Here is a 21870-nt window from a genome sequence, read left to right on the forward strand (position 1 = left end):
CTGCGAGTGTCAGCTCCAGCAACTGTTCGGGCGGATCAAGGGAGATTCCGGCGTGGGCGCCAAGCTCCATGGCGATCGTCGAGATCCAGGCTTACACGGCGGCCCACGCCGGCTCTCGACACCTACGGTGCCAGATTCCAATCAGATAAGGCTTGGCCGCCGCATCCATGCGGCGGACACCCCCGCGAACCCAACCCGCCCGCCCTCTGACAGTTTCCTGTGGCCGCCCGCCACGGAAGAAAGAAAAGAAAAGCAACAGCGGGTCGCGCGCTGCGCGTGCTCACAAACAAAAAGGACGCGGCGAACGCCGCGTCCTTTTTGTTTTCCATCAGTTCGTCAGTAACCCATGCTCTTGCCCACCGTCACCGGGAAACGGTCGGGGGCGGGGCGGTGTGGGTTGGCAGGACCGTTGGCGCCATGGATGGCGCCATCGAGCCCCCATGGACGGGTTTACGGCGTGTCCTGCCAACCCACACCGCCCCGCCCAACCCACAGAAACCCAGAGCCGCTTTGGCTTTGGCTTTGGCTTTGGCTTTGGCTTTGGCTTTGGCTTTGGCTTCTGCCCGCCGCAGGCGGACCACCGCGCGTCAGCGCGGCACCTCCACATCCAACCCGATCGGGCAGCTCACGCCGGTACCGCCAATGCCGCAGTAGCCGTTCGGGTTCTTGGCCAGGTACTGCTGGTGATAGTCCTCGGCGTAGTAGTACGTCGGTGCCGGATACACGATCTCGGTGGTGATCGGGCCATACCCCGCTGCAGCCAGCTGCGCCTGGTAGGCCTCGCCACTGGCCAGCGCCGCGGCGTACTGGGCCTCGTCGGTGGCGTGGATCGCCGAACGGTACTGGGTGCCGGTGTCGTTGCCCTGGCGCATGCCCTGGGTCGGGTCGTGGCTTTCCCAGAACAGCTGCAGCAGGCGCTCCAGGCTGACAACCGCCGGGTCGAACACCACCTGTACCACCTCGGTGTGGCCGGTCAGGCCCGAGCAGACCTCTTCATAGGTGGGGTTCGGGGTGATTCCACCGGCATAGCCCACCGAGGTGCTGTACACGCCCGGCTCGTTCCAGAATTTGCGCTCGGCGCCCCAGAAGCAGCCCAGCGCGAAGCGGATCTGCTGCAGGCCGGCGAAACGGTCCTTCAGCGGATGGCTGTTCACGAAGTGCTGGTTGCTGTGCAGCGGCAGCGGCTGGTCGCGGCCCGGCAAAGCCTCTTCCGGGCGCGGCAGGCGCTGCTTGAAGGCCCCGATGCCGAGGATGCCCTGTCCGATTCCCAACATGATGCGCTCCTACGCCGGAAGCCCGGCAATGTCGTCGGCATCTGAAATGGGGGCGTCTGCGGCGTGGCCCAAGTCCAGCGCCGCCACGATCTCTTCGGCCTGTGGCCGCGCGGCGTCGGGGATACCGACCCGCAGCACGCCGAACAGCGGCAGCTCGCCCATGCCGCCCAGCAGCGACTCGCCGAACACGAACGCCGGGATGCCGGCGTCTTCCAGCGCGTGCTTGACCAGGTGGGCGTCGAACAGATTATCGGCCTTGTACACGATGTGCATGCGGCAGCTCCGTGGGACAGGATTCCAGCATACGCCCGGGGGCTGAATGGTGCCGCTGCGCTCGCCGGGCAGCCCTTCCCGGTAAGCGTTAGACTGGCAATCTTTCTGCCTTTCTTTCGCCGACTCATGTCAGAGCACACCCCCGCCAGCCCCGAGACCCCCGCCGACAGCCACGAGAAGCGCGATTTCATCCGCCAGATCGTGCGCGAGGACCTGGCCAGCGGTAAGCACCAGGCGATCAAGACCCGCTTCCCGCCCGAGCCGAACGGCTACCTGCACATCGGCCATGCCAAGTCGATCTGCCTGAACTTCGGCGTCGCCGGCGAGTTCGGCGGCGTCTGCAACCTGCGTTTCGACGACACCAACCCGGCCAAGGAAGACCCGGAGTACGTGGCCGCGATCCAGGACGACGTGCGCTGGCTGGGCTTTGAGTGGAACGAGCTGCGCCATGCGTCGGATTACTTCGACGCCTACTACCTGGCCGCCGAGAAGCTGATCGCCGACGGCAAGGCCTACGTCTGTGACCTGTCGGCCGAGGAAGTGCGCGCCTACCGCGGCACCCTGACCGAACCGGGCCGGCCCTCGCCGTGGCGCGACCGCAGCGTCGAGGAAAACCTGGACCTGTTCCGCCGCATGCGCGCCGGTGAATTCCCCGATGGCGCGCGCACCGTGCGCGCCAAGATCGACATGGCCAGCGGCAACATCAACCTGCGCGATCCGGCCCTGTACCGCATCAAGCACGTCGAACACCAGAACACCGGCAACGCCTGGCCGATCTACCCGATGTATGACTTCGCCCATGCACTGGGCGATTCGATCGAAGGCATCACCCACTCGCTGTGCACGCTGGAGTTCGAAGACCACCGCCCGCTGTACGACTGGTGCGTGGATAACGTCGACTTCGCCCACGATGACGCGCTGACCCAGCCGCTGGTCGACGCCGGCCTGCCGCGCGAAGCGGCCAAGCCGCGCCAGATCGAGTTCTCGCGCTTGAACATCAACTACACGGTGATGAGCAAGCGCAAGCTGATGGCGCTGGTCACCGAACAGCTGGTGGACGGCTGGGAAGACCCGCGCATGCCGACCCTGCAGGGCCTGCGTCGCCGTGGCTACACGCCGGCGGCGATGCGCCTGTTCGCCGAGCGCGTGGGCATCAGCAAGCAGAATTCGCTGATCGATTTCAGCGTGCTGGAAGGCGCGTTGCGCGAAGACCTGGACAGCGCCGCGCCGCGCCGCATGGCCGTGGTCGACCCGGTCAAGCTGGTGCTGACCAACCTGGCCGACGGCCACGAAGAGCAGCTGACCTTCAGCAACCACCCGAAGGACGAAAGCTTCGGTATCCGCGAAGTGCCGTTCGCACGTGAAGTGTGGATCGACCGCGAGGACTTTGCCGAAGTGCCGCCGAAGGGCTGGAAGCGCCTGGTTCCCGGTGGCGAAGTGCGCCTGCGCGGCGCCGGCATCATCCGCTGCGATGAAGTGATCAAGGATGCCGACGGCACCATCACCGAACTGCGCGGCTGGCTGGATCCGGAGTCGCGTCCGGGCATGGAAGGCGCCAACCGCAAGGTCAAGGGCACCATCCACTGGGTCAGCGCGGTGCACGGCGTGCCGGCCGAGATCCGCCTGTATGACCGCCTGTTCTCGGTGCCGAACCCGGACGATGAATCGGAAGGCAAGACCTACCGCGATTACCTCAATCCGGAATCACGTCGCACCGTCATCGGCTATGTCGAGCCGGCGGCTGCCACCGCGGCGCCGGAACAGTCGTTCCAGTTCGAGCGCACCGGCTACTTCGTTGCCGACCGCCGCGACCACACCGCAGCCAAGCCGGTGTTCAACCGCAGCGTGACCCTGCGCGACACCTGGTCGGCCTGAGCACCTGCGCGGGCGCCGCACAGGCGCCCGCGTCATCCCGGCGAGTGCCCCATCCCGTGAAGCCGCAGCGCCGACCAGCGGACGCGGCCCGGCCGTGCTGCGCACGTGGCACGCACTGCCGCTGTGCAGCGGATACCGCCATCATCGTCCGTTCTTTCCTACCCATCAGGCCCTGCCATGTCCGCTGCCCCGAGTGCACTTCTGCCGCTGCTGCAACAGGTCCTGCTGGGCCGTGACATCGCCTGCACCGTCGAGGACGACGGACTGCTGCTCGACAGTGGCCTGCACCTGACCCCACACGGTGTCGCCAGCAACGAACGAGACAACGGCGGCTGGCAGACCTCCACCGTCATCGAGACCCGTCACGCGGGCTTGTTCGCCGATGGCCTGTTCGAATACCAGCACGCCAATGGCGCAACCGAACAGGAATCCCTGCTGTCCGGCTTCGAGACCTGGGTGCGGGTGGATCTGGCGACCCTGCAGGCCGCCATCGGCGCTGAAGACGCACCGGATCTGCCGATGATGGGACTGACCTACCCGACCAACGAAGACGGCCGGGAACACGAGCGCACCGTGGTGCTGGGACCGCTGGCCCATTACCGCGCCCGCGAACTGGACGACGCTGCTGCGTGCAGCGAAGACGACCACGGCTCCTGCCCCTGCTGCCTGTTCACCAGGAGCATCGACGCCTTCGACGATCTGCTGAAGGCCCATCACTTCCTGGCCATCCGTCTGTTCGCTTCGCGCGACGAGCAGGGCCAGTGCGAAGCCGACTGCCGGGTCAACGGCCATGACTTCGCCCCTGCCCTGCCGCTGCTGCGCGCCTATGCTGCGCGCTGGCCGCAGGCGGGGCTGGAATTCCGGAAGCAGTACGTGGTGATCCGCACCGGCTCACCCTCAGCGGCCTGAATCCAGCGCGCACGCCCGGTACATGCCACTGCCGCTACACTGCGCGCCGACATCTGTTGCACCTGTTCCTTTCACTCCCAACGAGGCACCCCCGCGATGCTGTACGCGCAAGTCCACCTGACCCTTCCCGCCTGGATCCACGACCAGATCGACCTGGATCGTCGATATCCGGGCGACGAGGCCAAGGTCGCGCTGGCGATCGAGCTGTCGCGGCTGAACGTCGACCACGCCAGTGGCGGCCCGTTCGGCGCCGTGGTGTTCGGGCCGGATGACAAGGTGATCGCTGCCGGCGTGAACCGGGTGATGCCGCATTCGACCTCGCTGGCGCACGCCGAGAACATGGCCTACATGCTGGCCCAGCAGCGCCTGCAGACCCCGCGCCTGAACGCGGTGCTGTCGCCGATCACCCTGGCCACCAGCTCGCAGCCGTGCTGCCAGTGCTACGGCGCCACCGTGTGGGCCGGCATCGACCGCCTGCTGATCGGCGCCAGTTCGGCCGACGTGGAAGAACTGACCCCGTTCGATGAAGGCCCGCTGCCGGCCGACTGGGTGGGCGAGCTCAACAAGCGCGGCATCGACGTGGTGCAGGGCCTGAACCGCGATGCGGCGCGCAGCGTGCTGCGTGCCTATGGGGAAAGCGATGGCGCCCGTTACTGAGGCCGGCATCGGCCTGCTGTGCCTGTGCCGGCAGGGCTTCGAGCCCGAGCTGGCCGGCGAACTGCAGTTCCGCGCAGGCGCCGCCGGTTTTGCCGGTTACGCCCGTACCCAGCGCAACGACGGCTACGTGCTCTTCATGTGCGATGAAGCCGCAGCGCTTGCACCGCGACTGCCGTGGCGCGAGCTGATCTTCGCCCGCCAGAAGCTGGTGGTGCTGGCCGAGCTGCCGCAGCTGGATCCGGCCGACCGCATCACGCCGATGCTGGACGTGCTGGCCGATGCGCCGCGCTTCGGTGATCTGTCGGTGGAGCATCCCGATTCGGACGCCGGCAAACCGCTGTCCGGACTGGCGCGTGCCTTCGGTAATGCCCTGCGCCCGGCGCTGCGCAAGGCCGGCAAACTCAGCGAAAAACCCAACGCACGCCTGCCGCGCCTGCACGTGGTGTTCGTCGATGGCACGCATGCCTTCATCTGCGTGGCCAACCCGGACGACAGCGCACCCTGGGCGTTGGGCATTCCGCGCCTGAAGCTGTTGCCCGATGCACCCTCGCGCTCGGCATTGAAGCTGGACGAGGCACTGCTGACCCTGCTTGCCCCGGAAGAACGCGAAGCGCTGGTGCGTCCGGGCATGCGTGCGGCCGACCTGGGCGCGGCACCCGGCGGCTGGACCTGGGTACTGACCCGCCAGCACGTGCATGTGCTGAGCATCGACAACGGCCCGCTGCGCCAGCACGTGCTGGACACGGGCCTGGTCGAACACCTGCGCGCCGATGGCTTCCATTGGCACCCGGAGCAGCCGCTGGACTGGATGGTCTGCGACATGGTCGAGCAGCCGCGTCGCGTCGCCGAACGCATGGCCACCTGGTTCCGCGAGGGCTGGTGCAGGCACGCGATCTTCAACCTGAAGCTGCCGATGAAGAAGCGCTGGGACGAGACGCGCCTGTGCCTGGACCTGTTCCAGGAGCAGGCCGGCAAGCCGCTGGTGGTACGTGCCAAGCAGCTGTACCACGACCGTGAGGAAATCACGGTGCTGGCGTCGCCGCTGCGCTGATGAACACCCTGCGCATATCCCTGCTGCTGTGTACCGCGGTGCTGGCGTCGCCAGCACTGGCACAACCGGCGCGCCCGCAACCGGCACAAAGTGCTCCGCTGCGCGATGACAGTGGCGTGGTCCGACAGCAGTCACTGTCGGCCGGCCGCGTGACCGGCAGCGTCGACATCGTGGTGCCGCTGGGCGAAACCCCGGTAACGGTGCGCTCGCTGGCGCCGGCCAGCGTGGTCGGCCAGTACCGCATCCATTTCGCCGAGCTGGACGTGAATGCTGATGGTTTCATCAGCCGTGACGAAGCACTGGCCAATCCGGCGCTTTCCGATGAGTTCAACGCATTGGACAGCAAGCGTCGCGGCAAGCTGGACCGCGCTGACCTTGCCGGCTGGCTGATCGATTGAACCGATTCCGGTAGCGCCGGGCCACGCCCGGCGGGATCGGTGAACCGCGCTACGCGCTCGCCGGGCATGGCCCGGCGCTACCGGCGGATGATCCGGGGCTCGCGCGCCAACCAAGGTTGGCGTCTACAGAAGCGATTCGCTGCAGACCGGCATGGCCCGCTTTTGGTAGGTGCCAACCTTGGTTGGCACAAGCCCGGAAGGCCCTCACTCCAGCTGGGCCGAGGATGCCCGATCGACGCGCCAACCAAGGTTGGCATGTACCAGGGCCTCGCCGTCACACCCCTGCGGCGCGCTTCCAGAAGGCCTGTACCAGCGGCGGCCACTTGCCTACGCAGCCCAGCGCGCGGCCACGCGCCAGGGTCAGGTGCATCTCGTCGTTGGAGAACAGCCGGTTGATCGCGTCGAAGCTGTAGGCGGCGATCTGGTTGTCGCTGCGACGCTCACGCGCCCAGCGCTGCACGCGCTGCGGCGACAACCGGGGTTGTCCACGCCGTTCGGCCGACGGCGCCAGCCAGTGCTGCAGGGCGGCGACATCGCGCAGGCCAAGATTGACGCCCTGCCCGGCCAGCGGATGCACCACGTGGGCGGCATCGCCCAGCGCCAGCACGCGACCGGCCACGTAGTGGCGGGCCAGCTGCCGGCGCAGCGGGAAGGCCGCGCGCGGCGAGGCCAGCCGCAGTTCACCCAGGCGCGCGGCGAAAGCGCGGGTCAGTTCACGATTGAATGCGTCTTCGTCCAGGGCCAGTACGCGTGCGGCCTCGTCGTCGGGCAATGTCCAGACGATGGAACTGCGGCGCTCGGCCACCGGCAACAGCGCCAGCGGACCGGTCGGCAGGAAGCGCTGCCAGGCCGTGGCCTGGTTGGGCAGCTCGCTGTCCACATAGGCGACTACACCGCGCTGCTGGTAATCGTGGCGCTCGACCTCGATCCCGGCCAGTCCGCGCAGGGTCGATTCAGCGCCGTCGGCAGCCACCGCCAGTGCGGCTTCGATGCGACGGCCATCATCCAGGCGCAGGCGCACAGCGTGCTCGTCCTGCTCAAGCGCTTCCACGCGCGCCGGGCAATGCAGCTCCACGCCAGCTGCCGGCAGCGCCGCCCACAGGCGATCCTGCAGCAAGCCGTTCTCGACGATGAAACCCAGCTCGCGACGGCCGAAGCGATCGGCGTCGAACAGCAGGTCGTCGCCACCGGCCGCGTCCCACACCTGCATGCGCCGGTATGGCCAGGCGCGTGCCTGCGCGATCGTCGGCCACACGCCGAGACGCTCAAGCAACTGCACGTTGTCGGCGGCGAAGGCGAACACCCGCAGATCCGGCTGTGCGGCCTGCCATGGTGCCGGTTCACGCCCTTCCACCAGCGTTACGGCAAGGCCGGCATCGGCCAGCGCCAGCGCACAGGCGGCGCCGACCACACCGCCGCCCACAATGGCCACGTCCAGGCGTGCGCGCCGGTTCATGCGGCTTCTCCACGGCACAGGCGCGGCACATCGCCACGGAAGCCCATCGCACCACCAACCAGCATCGACTGCACCGAGGCGCGCTGTGCGGCCACCAGGCCAAGGCTGCGCAGGGGGCGCAGCAGCGGCGCCGGATTGCTGGTCAGCCGGGCAAGGCCGCCGGAGAACGCCACCGTCTGCCGTCGATCTTCTTCGCGGCGGTCCACGTAGGATCGCAACAGTGCATCGCTGCCGGCATCACCCTCCACTTCCAGCAGCTCGGCCAACGTCAATGCGTCGCGCAGGCCGAGGTTGAAACCCTGCGCACCCAGCGGGTGGATGGTCTGCGCGGCATTGCCCAGCAGCACCGTGCGCTCCCCCACCAGCGCGCGCGCCAGTACCTGGATCAGCGGATAGGCACTGCGCGGGCCGGAGTCGAGCAGGCGGCCCGCCCGCCAGCCGATGGCCTGCTGCAGGCGCTGCAGCCAGGCAGCGTCGTCCAGCGCCATCACCGCCTCGGCCTGGTCACGGGCAACCCCGTGCACGGTACCGAAATGGCGGTCGCCACGCGGCAGCAACGCCGTCGGGCCGGTATCGGTGAAACGCTCCCAGGCGGTGCCATCGGGCGCGCGCTGGCTGCGCACGCGGGCCACGAACAGCGTCTGCTGGAAGTCGTGGCGATCAACGTCGATGCCCAACGCATCGCGCACGCCGCTGCTGGTGCCGTCGGCACCGACCACCAGCCGCGCCAGCAGCACCCGCTCGCCACTGTCATCGGCCACCCGCACCTGGCGGTAGCCGTCAATCACCTCGCCCAGGCCAAGGAAACGCATCGGCCGGTAGCGGCGCAGCCGTGACAACTCCTGCAGCCGGCTTTCCAGCGCCTGGCCGAAATCACGCGCCACCACCACCTGGCCGAACCATGGCCGGTCGTACTCTGCGGCATCGAGCTGCACCCGGCCGAAATCGCCGGCGCGGCTGACATGGATGCGGCGGATCGGACCGGGCGCCATCGACAGCTTCTGCATGACCCCCAGCGCGGTCAGCGCGTTGATCGTGGCGGCGGCAAAACTGAGGTTGCGCTGGTCGAACACCGCCGGCAGTTCCCCGGCCGGGCTGGCTTCGAGCAGGCCCACGTCGCGGCCCAGGCGGTCCAGGGCGATGGCCAGGCTGGCACCCACCAGACCGCCACCGACGATCAGCACGTCATGTCGTTCACTCATGGGCGCATGATACGCGCTCGCCGCGCCGGCATGCCCCACGCCGCCCCGCCTGCGCCAAGCGCCGCGCCGGGCTAGAATGAAACCTGAATCCGCTCCGGCCCACCGCCATGTCCGACTCCGCCCCCCGCGCCTTCGTCCTGTCAGTGCTCGTGCTGTTGCTGGCTGCGACCCGCGTCAATCACTTCGCGGCAATCCCGGACGCCTCCTGGGCGGTGTTCTTCATCGGCGGCTTCTATCTCGCCCGCTGGACCCGCTGGGCGTTCCCGCTGCTGATGGTGTTCGCGGTGCTGGTCGACTGGATCGTGATCCGCAGCAGCGGCCTCGACTTCTGGCAGCACTACTGCGTATCGCCGGGCTACTGGCTGCTGTTGCCGGCGTACTTCGCGATGTGGGCCGGTGGCATGTTGCTGGGTCGCAACTACCGCAGCGCACAGTGGTCGGTGCTGGGCAAGGGTGCCTTGCTGCTGGTGGCGTCGGTGGCGCTGTGCCATCTGCTGGCGCAGGGCGGTTTCTACTGGACCAGCCAGAACGTGGCCGAGCCGACCGTGGCCGGATGGGCACAGAACTACGCCCAATGGTTCGGCCCTTACCTGCGCACCACCGCGATCTACGTGGCCTTGGCCGCCGCACTGCAGCTGGCCGTGGAGCAGGTGCTCAAGCTCCTGCAGGCCCGCCGCGACATCCACCACTGAGCCACGCCATGGGTCATCGCCTCTCGCGCATCTACACCCGCACCGGCGACGACGGCAGCACCGGCCTGGGTGACGGCAGCCGGGTCGGCAAGGATGACCTGCGTGTTGCGTCCTATGGCACCGTCGATGAAGCCAACGCCACGCTCGGCCTGTTGTTGGCCGTGCCGCTGCCGGAGGACGTCCGCGCACTGGTGGTGCACCTGCAGCACCAGCTGTTCGATCTGGGCGCCGAACTGTGCATTCCCGGCCATGCCGCGATCCACGCCGCTGATGTGTCGGCGCTGGAACAGCAGCTGGACCACTACAACGCCGACCTGCCGATGCTGAAGGAGTTCATCCTGCCGGCCGGTGGCGAGGCCGCCGCGCGCTGCCACCTGGCGCGCACCGTGGTCCGCCGCGCCGAGCGCGACACGGTCGCCCTGGCCCGCGTGGAACCGGTACGCAACGAGGCGCTGCAGTACCTCAACCGGCTGTCAGACCTGCTGTTCGTGCTGGCCCGGGTGCTGGCACGGGCCGATGGCCACGGCGAAGCGCTGTGGCAACCACAGCATCGCCAGCGCTGAGCCGCCGTGCTGGTCTTCACCCATCCCGCCTGCCTGCTGCACGATCCGGGCCCTGGCCATCCTGAATGCCCGCAACGCCTGCAGGTGGTGCTCGACGCGCTGCACGAGGCCTTCCCCGGCCAACTGGATTGGCGCGAAGCGCCGCCGGCCAAGTTCGGTGAACTGACCCGGGTCCACGACAGTGCGCTGCTGGATCTGGTACTGCAACCGCAGAGCGCACCGCTGCGCCAGCTGGACATGGACACCTGGACCTCGCCGGGCTCGGCCAGCGCCGCGGTGCACGCCGCCGGCGCAGGTGTCGCGGCCGTCGATGCGGTGATGCTGGGCGAGGATCCGCTGGCCTTCTGCGCGGTGCGCCCGCCCGGCCACCATGCCACCAGCAGCACCGCGATGGGCTTCTGCCTGCTCAACAACATCGCCATCGCCGCCGCCTACGCCCGCGACCGCCACGGTCTGGAGCGGATCGCAGTGGTCGACTTCGACGTCCACCACGGCAACGGCACCCAGGACATCTTCCAGCACGACGCACGGGTGTCCTACTACAGCACCCACCAGGCCGGGCTGTTCCCCGAGTCCGGCCTGCGCCGTGACCGCGGCGCCGGCAACCTGATGAACATCCTGCTGCCGCCCGGCAGTGGTGGCTTCCGCTTCCGCAACGTCTGGGCCGACGAGATGCTGCCGGCGATCGACGACTTCCGCCCCCAGCTGCTGCTGATCTCGGCAGGCTTCGACGCCCACCTGCGCGACCCGCAGGCCGACCTGATGCTGGAGACCGACGATTTCGCCTGGATCACCCGCGAACTGCACGCGCTGGCACGCCGCCATGCCGCCGGCCGGGTGGTGTCGATGCTGGAGGGAGGATACGACCTGCAGGCCTTGGCCGAGTGCAGCGTGGCCCACCTGCAGGCACTGATGGCGACGCCTTCCGGCAGCGGGCCTGGATGAACCCGAACCGGCAACCCGGGGAGGCCTTCATTGCCCCTATGCAAGGGATGGGGCAAGCTACCGTCCGTTTTCGCCCGAATCCGAACCGCGTGCGCCGAGCCCTCCGCCTGCTTCCCCTGCCCCTGAGCATCGCCGTCTGCCTTCCGGCATGGGCTGATGACAAGCCGCTCAACTGGGGCCTTTGCCCGGCCACCGACGTGATCCCTGCGTTCACCGACGCACCGACCCCGGTGCCCGGCCAGGACAAGGCTGCCGCCAGCGCTGCGCGCGAACAGCAGCCCACCGACATCGAGGGCGACCAGCTGCTGGGCACCACCACCGTGCCGCAGTACCAGGGCAACGTGGCGCTGCGCCGGGGCGACCAGTTCGTGGGCACCGACAAGCTCAGCTTCGATACCGAAAGCGGCAACTATGTCGCCGACGGCAACGTCCGTTACCAGGATGCCTCGATCCGGATGGTCGCCAAGCGCGCCGAGGGCAACCAGGAAAGCGACACCCACAAGATCACCGACATCCAGTACCAGCTGGTGTCCCGCCGCGGCAACGGTGAAGCCGAATCGGTCGACCTGCAGGGCGCGGTCGGGCAGATGCACCGCTCCACCTACACCACCTGCGACCCGTCGCAGCCGGTGTGGAAGCTGACCGCCCCGGAAATCGAAGTCGACAACGACGAAGGCTTCGGCACCGCCCGCAACGCGGTGCTGCGGATCGGCAAGGTGCCGGTGCTGTGGGCGCCCTACTTCAAGTTCCCGATCGATGACCGGCGCAAGACCGGCCTGCTGTTCCCGCAGCTGGGCATGTCCGGCCGCAACGGTTTCGATTACGCACAGCCGATCTACTTCAACCTGGCGCCGAACTACGACGACACGTTGACCCCGCGTTACATGAGCCAACGCGGCCTGATGCTCGACAACGAGTTCCGCTACCTCTACAACGGCGGCCGCGGCGAACTGCTGACCGCGTTCATGCCCAACGACAAACTGCGCGACCGCGACCGCGGCCGGGTGATGTTCGGCGGCTACCACAACCTCGACGACCACTGGCAGGCCCGCGCCAACCTGGCCTGGGTCAGCGACGAACGCTACGTGGAAGACTTCGCCAACCGCCTGGTGGGCGTCACCGCGTCAAACCTGCAGAGCACCGTCGGCCTGTACGGCACCGGCAAGAACTGGACGGCCGGCATCATGGCCGACCGCTGGCAGCTGACCGACTACACCCTCAACGAGAGTGCGCTGGCCTACAACCGCCAGCCGCGCCTGTACTTCAACTGGGACAAGCCGCTGCTGCCGTGGCTGGAGACCGGTGTCTACGCCGAGGCCGTGCGCTTCACCCACGACGACATCAACTTCAAGTACGGCGCCGATGCGGGACCGGACCTGCAGTACACCCGCAACGGCAGCCGGCAGACCGAGGGCATCGGTGTCAGCGGCGGCTCGCGACTGGACCTGAAACCGTACGTGTCGTTCCCGATCAGCGGCGCGGCCTGGTATGTCACGCCCACGCTTGCCTACCGCTATACCGGTTACCAGCTGGACCGTGGACTGGTTGATGGCGTGAACGGCATCCGCGGCCAGATCCTGCGCTCGCAGGGCATCGACCCGGCCACCGCTACCCCCGAACAGCTGCGCGGCAACACCTCGCCCAGCCGCAGCCTGCCGATCGCCAGCCTCGATGCCGGCCTGTTCTTCGACCGTGAGACGAAGATCGGTGGCAAGTCGTTCCTGCAGACCCTGGAACCGCGCCTGTTCTACCTGCGCACGCCCTACCGCGACCAGGACGAGCTGCCGATCTTCGATACCCGCGACTTCACCTTCAGCTGGGGCCAGCTGTTCCGCGATTCGCGCTATACCGGCGCCGATCGCCAGAACGACGCCAACCAGCTGACCGTGGCCCTGAGCACCCGCTTCATCGACCAGACCACCGGCAAGGAGCGTTTCTCGGCCTCCATCGGCCAGATCCAGTACTTCGACGAGTCGCGGGTGAGCGTGGTCCCCGGTGGCGCGCCGGTTGAAAAGGGCAAGTCGGCCTGGATCGCCGACGGCAACTACATGATCAACGACCGCTGGACCCTGGGCGCCACCTATCAGTGGGACCCCAAGTACAAGCGCGAGGATCTGGCCAGCGTGCGCGCCCGCTACCTGATGTCCAACGACGGCGTGGTCAACCTGACCTACCGTTACCGCATCAATTCCGGCGCCCCCGCCACCGCCAACAAGCATGACCGCACCCTGCTGGAACAGGCCGACCTGTCGTTCCTGTACCCGCTGAACGAGCGCTGGAGCCTGGTCGGCCGCTACTACTACTCGATCCAGGACAAGGAACCGCTGGAGATCATCGGTGGCGTACAGTGGGACAGCTGCTGCCTGGCCGTGCGCGCCGTGGCCCGCCGCTACGTACGCAACCGCGAAGGCGAAATGAACAACTCCATCCAGCTCGAGTTCGTGCTCAAGGGCTTGAGCTCCCTCGGCCAGGACACGGACCGCACTTTGCGCCGTGCTATCCTCGGCTACAACCGCGACGACCTCTATCTCGTGCCGCCCAGCAACACCGGAGCGACCCGCGATGACTACGATCCGAATCAGATCCCATGACCAAGAGCTTCCCCGTTCTCCTCGCATCGCTTCTGGCGGTGTCCAGCGTGTCCGCCCCCCTGCAGGTTCTTGCGCAGGAGGCCCAGCCGTTGGATCGCATCGCTGCTGTCGTCGATGAGGACGTGATCCTGCAGAGCGAGCTCCAGCGTGCGATCGCCAACATCAAGGCGCAGTACGCCGGCCGCGAGGCCCAGCTGCCGCCCGATGACGTGCTCAGCCGCCAGGTGCTCGAGCGCCTGGTGCTGGTCAAGCTGCAGGTGGCCCGTGCCCAGGGCAGCGGCATCCGTGTCAGCGACCAGGAACTGACCCAGGCGATGAATGCCATCGCCCAGCAGAACGGCTCGACCCTGGATGCCCTGCGCCAGCGCCTGGCCAGTGACGGTATCGATTTCAACGATTTCCGCGCCTCGGTGCGTGACGAGATCACCGTGCAGCGCCTGCGCCAGAGCTTCGCGCAGAGCCGCATCAGCGTCAGCGAAGGCGAGGTCGATGCTGCCCTGAAGCAGCAGGCCGATGCCGGCAACCAGTTCCACCTCGCACACATCCTGGTCGCCCTGCCCGATGGTGCCAGCGCCGAGCAGATCGCCACCGGCCAGAAGAAGGCTGATGGCGTGAAGGCCCTGCTGGACAAGGGCGAACTGGACTTCAATGCGGCGGCCGTGCGCTATTCCGACAGCCCCAATGCGCTGGAAGGCGGCGACCTCGGCTGGCGCACCCTGGATGAAATCCCGGCCGCGTTCGCACAGACGATGCAGCAGATGAAGCCCGGCGAAGTGGTCGGCCCGATCCGTGGCCCGAGCGGCTTCCAGCTGCTGAAGCTGGTGGAAGTGCGTGACGCCAGCGCGGCGGCAGGCACCCACACGGTCACCGAGTACCACGGCCGCCATATCCTGGTGCGCGTGGACGATGCCCAGTCCGACGCGGCCGCCAAGGCCAAGATCGACACCCTGCGTGCGCGTATTGCCGGCGGTGCCGACTTCCAGCAGGTGGCCAAGGAATCGTCCGAGGACACCAACAGCAAGGGCCAGGGCGGCGATCTGGGCTGGTTCCCGGCCGACGCGTTCGGCCCGGCCTTCGGCCAGCAGGTGGCAGGCATCCAGGACGGCGGCGTAAGCCAGCCGTTCCGCACCGATGCGGGCTGGCACATCGTGCAGCGCGTGGGCACCCGCCAGACCGACGTCGGCAGTGACAACCAGCGCGCCCAGGTCCGCGAGACCATCGGTCGCCGCAAGCTGGAAGACGAGTACAACCGCTTCCTGCAGGAGCTGCGTGGCGAAGCCTACGTCAGCTTCCGCAGCGGTGACCGGGCGGAAAATACCGCCACGCCTCCGCAGTCCTGAGCCATGCTCCCCGAGCTCGCTCTGGTACCGGGCGAGCCCGCCGGGATCGGCCCGGAACTGTGTGTCCGACTGGTCCAGCAGCCGCGCGATGATTGCCGGCTGCTGGCATTCGCCGATCCGGACACCCTGCGCGCGGCCGCAGCCGCGCTGGATCTGCCCCTGCAACTGCTGCCCGAGGACGCACACGCACGTGTCCCCGGCGATCTGCGCCTGCGCGCCGTCGCCAACAGCGCCCCCAGCCGTTTCGGCCATACCGACCCTGCCAACGCAGGTGCGGTGATCGGCGCCCTGCTCGGTGCGGGCCAGGCCTGCCTGTCCGGTGAACTGCACGGCGTGGTGACCGGCCCGGTGCACAAGGCGGTGATCAACCAGGGCGGCATCGCCTACAGCGGCACCACCGAACTGCTGGCCGACCAGGCCGGGGTGAAGGTGGTGATGATGCTGGCCAACGACATCGTCCGCGTTGCCCTGGCCACGACCCACCTGCCGCTGCGTGAGGTTGCCGATGCGATCACCGCGCCCGGCCTGGAACACACCCTGCGCACCGTGCATGCCGCGCTGCGCCGCGAGTTCGGCCTGGCCGCACCGCGCATCGCCGTGCTTGGCCTGAACCCGCATGCCGGCGAAGACGGCCACCTCGGCCGCGAGGAACTGGATCTGGTCATCCCGCTGCTGCAGCGCCTGCGCAGCGAGGGCATGGACCTGATCGGTCCGCTGCCGGCCGATACCGCGTTCCTGCCGGCCAAGCTGGCCGGCTTCGACACCGTGCTGGCCATGTACCACGACCAGGGCCTGCCGGTGCTGAAGTACTCCGGCTTCGAGCAGGCGGTGAACCTGACCCTGGGCCTGCCCTATCCGCGCGTGGCGGTCGACCACGGCACCGCGCTGGATCTTGCCGGCCGCGGCATTGCCGATCCTTCCAGCCTGCGGGCCGCCACAACGCTGTGTGCGCGGCTGGCGCGGCAACGTACACTGAGCACATGACTTCCCCGCATTCCCCCTCCGGCCCGGTGTTTTCCGCCCCGGCCAAGAAGCAGCTCGGCCAGCACTTCCTTGCCGACCGCTACTACATCGACAAGATCGTGATGGCGGTCAATCCCAAGGACGGCGACCGCCTGGTCGAGATCGGCCCGGGCCAGGGTGCGATCACCCTGCCGCTGCTGCGCGTGCACCCGAAGATGACGGTGATCGAGTTCGACCGCGACCTGATCGCGCCGTTGACCGCCGCCGCCGAGCCCCTGGGTGAACTGACCATCGTCAACCGCGACGTGCTGCGGGTCGATTTCACCGAGCTGGCCGACGGACAGCCGATCCGCCTGGTCGGCAACCTGCCCTACAACATCTCCTCGCCCATCCTGTTCCATGCACTGGAACATGCTGCGGTGGTCTCGGACATGCACTTCATGCTGCAGAAGGAAGTGGTCGACCGCATGGCTGCCGGTCCCGGCAGCAAGGTGTTCGGCCGCCTCAGCGTGATGCTGCAGGCCTACTGCGAGGTGACCTCGCTGTTCGTGGTGCCGCCGGGTGCGTTCAGGCCGCCGCCGAAGGTCGATTCGGCCGTGGTGCGCCTGGTACCGCGCGACCCGGCCAGCATCGACATCAAGGACCACAAGCGCTTCGCCGAGGTGGTCAAGGCCGCCTTCGGCCAACGCCGCAAGACCCTGCGCAATGCCCTGAACAACGTGGTCAGCGCCGAGCAGTTCGTGGCCGCCGGCGTGCGCCCCGATGCCCGCGCCGAACAGCTGGACGTGGCTGAATTCATCGCTTTGGCCAATGCCACCTGATTACACTGCCGGTATGGAAGACGCTGACGTTTATGCCATCTCCGTCGAAGTCGCCCCGCGCTTCCTCGACGACCAATCCGCGCCGGAAGACGGTCGTTATGCGTTCGCCTATACGATCCGCATCCACAACCAGGGCCGCGTTGCCGCGCGCCTGGTCGCACGCCACTGGCGCATCACCGATGCCAATGGCCGCGTCGAGCATGTCGATGGCGATGGCGTGATCGGCGAACAGCCGCGACTGCGTCCGGGTGAAGACTTCCATTACACCTCGGGTGTCATGCTCGGCACCGAGCACGGCACGATGCAGGGCCATTACGACATGGTGGCCGACGACGGCACCGAATTCGCCGCGCCGGTCGCACCCTTCGTGCTGGCCATCCCGCGCACCCTGCACTGACACGGAGGCCGAACGATGAGTGTATGGGCGATCGGCGACCTGCAAGGCTGCTATGACGTAACCCAGCGCCTGCTGGAGAAGATCCGGTTCGATCCGGCGCAGGACACCCTGTGGTTCTGCGGCGACCTGGTCAACCGCGGTGGACAGTCACTGGAAACCCTGCGGCTGGTGCATTCGCTGCGCGAACACAGCGTGGTGGTGCTCGGCAACCACGACCTTTCCCTGCTGGCCGTCGGTGCGCGAACCGAGGAAGAGCAGCGCAAGGTCAACCCGGACCTGCTGCGCATCGTCCAGGCCGAAGACCGCGATGTGCTGCTGGACTGGCTGCGCCTGCAGAAGCTGGTGCACGTGGACCGCGAGCTTGGCTGGATGATGGTGCATGCCGGCCTTGCGCCGAAGTGGACCACGCAGATGGCCGAGAAGCATGCGGCCGAAGTGGAAGTGCAGCTGCACGGCGCCGGCTACCGCAAGCTGTTCCGCAACATGTACGGCGACAAGCCCAGCTGGGCGCCGAACCTGACCGGCTACGAGCGCTCGCGGGCGATCATCAACGTGCTCACGCGCATGCGCTACTGCACCTCGCGCGGCCGCATCGGCATCGAGGACAAGGGCACGCCGGGCACCCAGGAGCAGGGGCTGTATCCCTGGTTCGAAGTGCCGGGCCGGGTCGAGCGCGACCTGAAGGTGGTCTGCGGCCACTGGTCCGCGCTCGGCCTGACCATCACCCAGGGCATCCACGCGATCGACACCGGTGCCGTGTGGGGTGGCAAGCTCACCGCGATCCAGCTCGACACCGATGAGCTGCGCGTGGTGCAGGTACCGGGACGCGACGTACCGGCACCGGTCGCCAACGCGCGGCCGCCCGCGCGACCGGCACACGAGCGCACGGCAGGCAAGGACAACAGCCAGGGCAACGGCAACGCTGCAACGGCTGGCGCCCCGGGCAACCGTGGTCCGCGCCGCCGCCGCCGCCGTGGTGGTGGCGGTGGTGGCAACAACAACGGAACGCCTCCTTCGGCATGACGCCCGGCAACCGCGCACCATGGACGGTGCTGCTGCTGACGCTGGCCCTGGCCAGCGGCTGCCAGCCCTCATCGTCGCCAGCGACTGCCGGCGCCGACGCTACCGCCGCCCCTGCATCAGCTCCTGCACCTTCGCCGCCGCTGGTCGCTGCCGCACGCGCACAGGTCGGCGTCACCACCCGCTACGACCCTGCCTATCAGGTACTGGCCTACCCCGGTGGCGACGTGCCCGCTGATCGCGGCGTATGCACCGACGTGGTGGTCCGCGCCCTGCGTACGCAGGGGCTGGACCTGCAGGTCCGCGTGAATGAAGACATGCGCGCTGATTTCAGCGCCTATCCGCCCCTCTGGGGCCTGTCCCGACCGGATCGGAACATCGACCACCGGCGCGTGCCCAACCTGATGCGCTGGTTCGACCGCCACGGCTGGCAGCAACCGATCAGTGCCCTTCCCAGCGACTTCGCTGCCGGCGACATCGTGGCCTGGAAGCTCAATGGCAACGGCCTGCTGCACGTGGGCATCGTTTCCGACCGGCGCCTGGCCGACGGTACGCCGCTGGTACTGCACAACATCGCGCGCGGTACGCGGGAAGAGAACCTGCTGTTCCAGCACACCATCATCGGCCACTACCGGATGCCGTAGAACGATCCTGTAGAGCCGAGCACGGCCAGGCTCTACAGGACGCCGCGCTCAGCGGCGGACGTAATGCACGAAGCGGAACGCGTAGGCGTGACGCTCATCGGCCGGGTGCGGCTCACTGGCCACCTCCTGCCAGAGGCGCTCATCCACCTCCGGGAAATGGGTATCGGCCGGTACTTCGGCATACACCCAGGTCAGGTACAGATCACTGGCCTGGTCCAGCAGCTGGCGGAAGATCTCGCCGCCACCAATGATGCACAGCTCGCTGGCGCCCTCGCCCTCTGCAATCGCTTTCGCCTCGTCCAGCGAGGCCACCGCGCGCATGCCCTCGAACGGCACCTGGCCGCTGCGGGTCAGCACCAGGTTCGTTCGGCCGGGCAGCACGCGGCCAATCGATTCGGCGGTCCTGCGCCCCATCAGGATCGGCTTGCCCAGGGTCAACGCCTTGAAGTGCCTGAAATCGTCCGGCAGGTGCCAGGGCATGGCGTTGCCCTGGCCGATGCCACGATTGCGATCCAGTGCAACGATCATCGAAAGTTTCATGGTGCGGCCTCCTCAGCCGGCGTCGATCTGCAGGCGTGTACAGGCCTCGTTGGCGGCACTGGCCGCGCGCAGCGCCGCAGCCAGCGCCGGGTTCGACGTGGAATTCTCGTCCAGGCCTTCGAGGATCCTGTCCATCTGCGCGTCCTCGATCTCCTTCAGGCCCGGTCCCGACAGGATGTCCCTGGACAGCGTGGCAACGTCGGTGCTGCCGCTGCGCGCCAGGAATCCCTGCAGATCCTTGCTGGAATAGACCACCGCCAGGCGCTGCTCAAGCTCATGCTGGTAGGCGGGTTCTTCGATGCCAGCCTTCAGGTGTTCGGCCATCGCCGCGTACATGCCGGTCACCGCTTCGCGCACCTGTGCCTGGCAGCCGGCCGGCATGTCGCTGGGCAGTGGCGCGCTGCCATCGAGCGTCCGGACGAAGCGCTGCAATTCCCCGCGCATGTGCTTGTGCACGATCTGCTCGTTGACCTGCCGGGCCAATGCGAGGGTGTCTGCAGGCGCCGCCTGCACCAGGCTCAACGGCGCCAGGCCAGCCAACGCCAGCAGTGCCGCAACGCGTGGGCGCGCGCTCATACCGCCACCGGCGCCTTGATCGCCGGATGCGGATCGTAGCCATCAATGCGGACGTCATCGAACTGGAAGCCGAACAGATCGGTCACCTCCGGGTTCAACCACAGCGTCGGCAGCGCGCGCGGTTCACGCGACAGCTGCTCGCGGGCCTGCTCGAAGTGGTTCGAATACAGGTGCGCGTCGCCCAGCGTGTGCACGAAATCGCCGACGCCCAGGCCGGTGGCCTGCGCCACCATGTGGGTCAGCAATGCGTAGCTGGCGATATTGAACGGTACGCCGAGGAAGATGTCACCACTGCGCTGGTACAGCTGGCAGCTGAGCTTGCCGTCGACCACGTAGAACTGGAACAGGTTGTGGCACGGCATCAACGCCATCTGCGAGAGCTCGCCCACGTTCCAGGCACTGACCACCAGCCGCCGCGAATCCGGATTACGCTTGATCTCGTCCACCAGCCACTGCATCTGGTCGATCTCGCCGCCGTCGGCCGTGGCCCAGCTGCGCCATTGCTTGCCGTACACCGGGCCGAGGTCGCCGTTCTCGTCGGCCCACTCGTCCCAGATGCGCACCTGGTTGTCCTTGAGGTAACCGATGTTGGTATCGCCCTTCAGGAACCACAGCAGCTCGTGGATGATCGAGCGCAGGTGCAGCTTCTTGGTGGTGACCAGCGGGAAGCCGTCGTTGAGGTTGAAGCGCATCTGCCAGCCGAACACGCTGCGGGTGCCCGTACCGGTGCGGTCGCTCTTCTCCGCGCCGTGTTCGAGCACGTGCGAGAGCAGGTCCAAGTAGGCCTTCATGCCTTGCCCTCCGCCGTCACCAGCGGCTGCGGCTGCAGCACCGGCGCGCGGCGCGACATCACCAGCAGCACCAGGCCGAAGGCGATCAGCGGCACGCACAGGATCTGGCCCTTGGTCAGCCAGCCGAAGGCCACGTAGACGCCGTTGTCGGGCATGCGCACGAACTCGACGGCGAAGCGGAAGATGCCATACAGCAGCGCGAACAGGCCGCCGATGAGATAGCGATGGCGCGGCTTGGCCGACACCGTCCTCAACACCGCGAACATCACCAGCCCTTCCAGCAGCGCTTCATACAGCTGCGACGGATGGCGCGCGAACTGGTTGAGCGCACCGCTGGCGAACTGCGACTGCAGGGTGGCGTGATCGAGCTGGTTCAACGGTGCCGGCAGGCCGGAAGGGAACACTACGCCCCAGCGGCCGTCGGTGTACTTGCCCCACAGCTCGGCGCCGATGAAGTTGCCGATGCGGCCAAAGCCCAGGCCCAGCGGCACCAGTGGCGCCATGAAATCCATGGTGTCGAAGAAGTGCAGCGCATGCTTGCGCGACCACCACCAGCAGGCCGCGATCACGCCGAGCAGGCCACCGTGGAAGCTCATGCCGCCATCCCACACCTTGAACAGCAGCAGCGGGTTGTGCAGGAAATCGCCCAGCGCGTAGAACAGCATGTAGCCGATGCGCCCGCCCAGCACTACGCCGAGCATGGCGTAGAACAGCAGGTCGGAGAAGCCGTTGGCGTCGACGCCCGGCAGGCGCCCGTCGGCGATCCGCTTGCGCCCCAGCAGCCAGGCGGCGGTGAAGCCGAGCAGGTACATGATGCCGTACCAGTGCACCTTGATCGGTCCCAACGAGAGGGCGATGGGGTCGATGTCGTGGAAATAGATCATGAAGGGCG

At 67.6% G+C, this 21870-nt stretch carries 23 protein-coding genes; 15 read left to right on the forward strand and 8 right to left on the reverse strand.

Going from position 1 to position 21870, the window contains the following annotated elements:
• Positions 1–587: 587 nt before the first annotated feature.
• Together msrA and LC407_RS18330 are read right to left on the reverse strand one after the other, a co-directional pair.
• Positions 588–1253 (reverse strand): peptide-methionine (S)-S-oxide reductase MsrA, encoded by a 666-nt coding sequence (gene msrA, locus LC407_RS18325; RefSeq protein WP_059066071.1) that lies wholly within the window; start codon positions 1251–1253, stop codon positions 588–590.
• A 30-nt stretch (positions 1254–1283) separates the two neighbouring features.
• Complete coding sequence (locus tag LC407_RS18330; protein ID WP_025877942.1) at positions 1284–1547, reverse strand: DUF2007 domain-containing protein; 264 nt, start codon at positions 1545–1547, stop codon at positions 1284–1286.
• A gap of 126 nt (positions 1548–1673) precedes the next feature.
• On the opposite strand from LC407_RS18330, the gene LC407_RS18335 reads away from it, so the two are divergent.
• The 5 genes from LC407_RS18335 to LC407_RS18355 all read left to right on the forward strand — a co-directional run bounded on the left by LC407_RS18335 (position 1674) and on the right by LC407_RS18355 (position 6437).
• On the forward strand, positions 1674–3422 hold the full coding sequence (locus tag LC407_RS18335; RefSeq protein ID WP_223483366.1) for a glutamine--tRNA ligase/YqeY domain fusion protein: 1749 nt from the start codon (positions 1674–1676) through the stop codon (positions 3420–3422).
• 177 nt (positions 3423–3599) lie between these two features.
• The gene (locus tag LC407_RS18340; RefSeq protein ID WP_059066058.1) at positions 3600–4331 is read left to right on the forward strand and encodes a DUF6348 family protein; all 732 of its coding nucleotides are present in this window, start codon (positions 3600–3602) and stop codon (positions 4329–4331) included.
• Positions 4332–4427: 96 nt separating this feature from the next.
• Complete coding sequence (locus LC407_RS18345) at positions 4428–4988, forward strand: nucleoside deaminase (RefSeq protein ID WP_059066057.1); 561 nt, start codon at positions 4428–4430, stop codon at positions 4986–4988.
• Complete coding sequence (gene rlmM / locus LC407_RS18350) at positions 4972–6039, forward strand: 23S rRNA (cytidine(2498)-2'-O)-methyltransferase RlmM (protein ID WP_223483367.1); 1068 nt, start codon at positions 4972–4974, stop codon at positions 6037–6039. The genes LC407_RS18345 and rlmM overlap by 17 nt, the downstream gene beginning before the upstream one ends.
• Positions 6039–6437: a hypothetical protein gene (locus tag LC407_RS18355; protein ID WP_059066056.1), complete on the forward strand. Its 399-nt coding sequence runs from the start codon at positions 6039–6041 to the stop codon at positions 6435–6437. The genes rlmM and LC407_RS18355 overlap by 1 nt, the downstream gene beginning before the upstream one ends.
• Before the next feature lie 274 nt (positions 6438–6711).
• Here LC407_RS18355 and LC407_RS18360 read toward each other — a convergent pair whose 3' ends face one another.
• Together LC407_RS18360 and ubiH are read right to left on the reverse strand one after the other, a co-directional pair.
• Positions 6712–7893 carry a UbiH/UbiF family hydroxylase gene (locus LC407_RS18360; RefSeq protein WP_059066055.1) on the reverse strand — a complete coding sequence of 394 codons (1182 nt, stop codon included), beginning with the start codon at positions 7891–7893 and terminating at the stop codon, positions 6712–6714.
• Positions 7890–9095, reverse strand: a complete 1206-nt coding sequence (ubiH, locus tag LC407_RS18365; RefSeq protein ID WP_099782905.1) for a 2-octaprenyl-6-methoxyphenyl hydroxylase — start codon at positions 9093–9095, stop codon at positions 7890–7892. Before ubiH ends, LC407_RS18360 begins: the two co-directional genes overlap by 4 nt.
• A 107-nt stretch (positions 9096–9202) precedes the next feature.
• On the opposite strand from ubiH, the gene LC407_RS18370 reads away from it, so the two are divergent.
• From LC407_RS18370 to LC407_RS18415, 10 genes are all read left to right on the forward strand, one after another.
• The gene (locus LC407_RS18370; RefSeq protein ID WP_025877927.1) at positions 9203–9787 is read left to right on the forward strand and encodes a hypothetical protein; all 585 of its coding nucleotides are present in this window, start codon (positions 9203–9205) and stop codon (positions 9785–9787) included.
• Between the two features lie 8 nt (positions 9788–9795).
• Positions 9796–10350 carry a cob(I)yrinic acid a,c-diamide adenosyltransferase gene (locus LC407_RS18375; protein WP_223483368.1) on the forward strand — a complete coding sequence of 185 codons (555 nt, stop codon included), beginning with the start codon at positions 9796–9798 and terminating at the stop codon, positions 10348–10350.
• Positions 10351–10356: 6 nt separating this feature from the next.
• Positions 10357–11295, forward strand: a complete 939-nt coding sequence (locus LC407_RS18380) for a histone deacetylase family protein (RefSeq protein ID WP_223483369.1) — start codon at positions 10357–10359, stop codon at positions 11293–11295.
• A gap of 89 nt (positions 11296–11384) precedes the next feature.
• A complete protein-coding gene (gene lptD, locus LC407_RS18385; RefSeq protein ID WP_223483370.1) occupies positions 11385–13886 on the forward strand; it encodes an LPS-assembly protein LptD in 2502 nt (833 codons plus the stop codon).
• On the forward strand, positions 13883–15226 hold the full coding sequence (locus tag LC407_RS18390) for a peptidylprolyl isomerase (RefSeq protein WP_032974943.1): 1344 nt from the start codon (positions 13883–13885) through the stop codon (positions 15224–15226). The genes lptD and LC407_RS18390 overlap by 4 nt, the downstream gene beginning before the upstream one ends.
• Positions 15227–15229: 3 nt before the next feature.
• Positions 15230–16210 carry a 4-hydroxythreonine-4-phosphate dehydrogenase PdxA gene (gene pdxA, locus LC407_RS18395; RefSeq protein ID WP_059066050.1) on the forward strand — a complete coding sequence of 327 codons (981 nt, stop codon included), beginning with the start codon at positions 15230–15232 and terminating at the stop codon, positions 16208–16210.
• Complete coding sequence (gene rsmA / locus LC407_RS18400) at positions 16207–17010, forward strand: 16S rRNA (adenine(1518)-N(6)/adenine(1519)-N(6))-dimethyltransferase RsmA (protein WP_025877916.1); 804 nt, start codon at positions 16207–16209, stop codon at positions 17008–17010. Before pdxA ends, rsmA begins: the two co-directional genes overlap by 4 nt.
• Before the next feature lie 13 nt (positions 17011–17023).
• Complete coding sequence (gene apaG, locus LC407_RS18405) at positions 17024–17407, forward strand: Co2+/Mg2+ efflux protein ApaG (protein ID WP_025877914.1); 384 nt, start codon at positions 17024–17026, stop codon at positions 17405–17407.
• Positions 17408–17422: 15 nt separating this feature from the next.
• Positions 17423–18430, forward strand: a complete 1008-nt coding sequence (locus LC407_RS18410) for a symmetrical bis(5'-nucleosyl)-tetraphosphatase (RefSeq protein WP_059066049.1) — start codon at positions 17423–17425, stop codon at positions 18428–18430.
• Positions 18427–19071, forward strand: coding sequence for a DUF1287 domain-containing protein (locus LC407_RS18415; RefSeq protein ID WP_025877912.1), 645 nt, complete (start codon positions 18427–18429; stop codon positions 19069–19071). Before LC407_RS18410 ends, LC407_RS18415 begins: the two co-directional genes overlap by 4 nt.
• Before the next feature lie 48 nt (positions 19072–19119).
• Here LC407_RS18415 and LC407_RS18420 read toward each other — a convergent pair whose 3' ends face one another.
• From LC407_RS18420 to lgt, 4 genes are read right to left on the reverse strand one after another with little or no spacing between them, the layout of a single operon-like run.
• Positions 19120–19611: a dihydrofolate reductase gene (locus tag LC407_RS18420; RefSeq protein ID WP_059066048.1), complete on the reverse strand. Its 492-nt coding sequence runs from the start codon at positions 19609–19611 to the stop codon at positions 19120–19122.
• Between the two features lie 12 nt (positions 19612–19623).
• Entirely contained in the window at positions 19624–20187 is a 564-nt protein-coding gene (locus LC407_RS18425; RefSeq protein WP_025877910.1) for a hypothetical protein, read from the reverse strand.
• Complete coding sequence (locus LC407_RS18430) at positions 20184–20978, reverse strand: thymidylate synthase (protein WP_223483371.1); 795 nt, start codon at positions 20976–20978, stop codon at positions 20184–20186. Before LC407_RS18430 ends, LC407_RS18425 begins: the two co-directional genes overlap by 4 nt.
• Positions 20975–21862, reverse strand: coding sequence for a prolipoprotein diacylglyceryl transferase (lgt, locus tag LC407_RS18435; RefSeq protein ID WP_223483372.1), 888 nt, complete (start codon positions 21860–21862; stop codon positions 20975–20977). Before lgt ends, LC407_RS18430 begins: the two co-directional genes overlap by 4 nt.
• Positions 21863–21870 lie beyond the last annotated feature (8 nt).

The sequence above is a fragment of the Stenotrophomonas sp. OVS01A genome, assembly GCF_019969775.1.
GTDB classification, from domain to species: domain Bacteria; phylum Pseudomonadota; class Gammaproteobacteria; order Xanthomonadales; family Xanthomonadaceae; genus Stenotrophomonas; species Stenotrophomonas indicatrix.